Genomic DNA, 797 nt, shown 5'->3' on the forward strand with positions numbered 1-797 from the left:
GCCGCTCGGCGTGCTTTCGTCGCTGCCGCGCTCGAAGCAAAGATTCTGCGCGGGGATTGAGAGCCACGACGGCGCTCATGAATTTCGTCCATCTCGGCATCGCCGTCGGAGAACCATACGTTATGTGTGGGACCCACCGTCTTGCCGACCAGGCAAAGTCGGCATCTCACTATCGGCCGTCCGCCAGATCCAGGAATCGAACTCCGGCCGCGACGCGATCAGTTCGCCCAGCGTTTCCTGGTACGCACCATCGGAGGAGGGCGGCACGACATACAGGCCCACCGGCCGCGGCTGTGTCTGCAATATCGCCGTCGCGGTTGGCTTGTCCACCGGCAGGTTGAAGCGCAGTCCTTTCACGCTTCGCTCCCTTGTCCTGGCTAGGGCATCGACCAGCTTCTTTTCATAGGCGGACTCGTACGGCACCCAATTCTCCGCCACTACCATGACGGCCATTTCCTCGATCACCGCCAGCCCCGCCGGAGTCAACCCGAAGGTGGCAATCGCGATTAGATGCGATGCTTCATCCGCGCCCCAGAGTGCCATCTCGGTTTCAAAACGGGTTTGAAGCCGACGATGAAGACTCTCATCCAACAAGAACACGAACCCCGGCATGTGCTTGACGATCAACTTGTGGCCGCTCCGAGCCGGGCTGAATTCCTTGACCTCGCCGACCAGAATCATCAGCTTTCGGGGGCCGCTCTTCGGGGGCAGCGCGGGTGCAAGCGCCTGCCCGCGCCTTTGCTCGATCACGATCTTGTCGGCGGACCGGAACGGCTCGGGCACGAACAGGATTTCGC

The 797-nt window shown here is 61.7% G+C and carries 1 protein-coding gene; it reads right to left on the reverse strand.

What is annotated here, in order from left to right; genetic code table 11:
* Positions 1–120: 120 nt before the first annotated feature.
* Positions 121–797 (reverse strand): DUF1173 family protein (locus AC1D0I_RS32725; protein ID WP_477400206.1); only part of this gene is annotated, 677 nt, incomplete at its 5' end.

The organism is Mesorhizobium sp. P2_D1 (assembly GCF_056404455.1).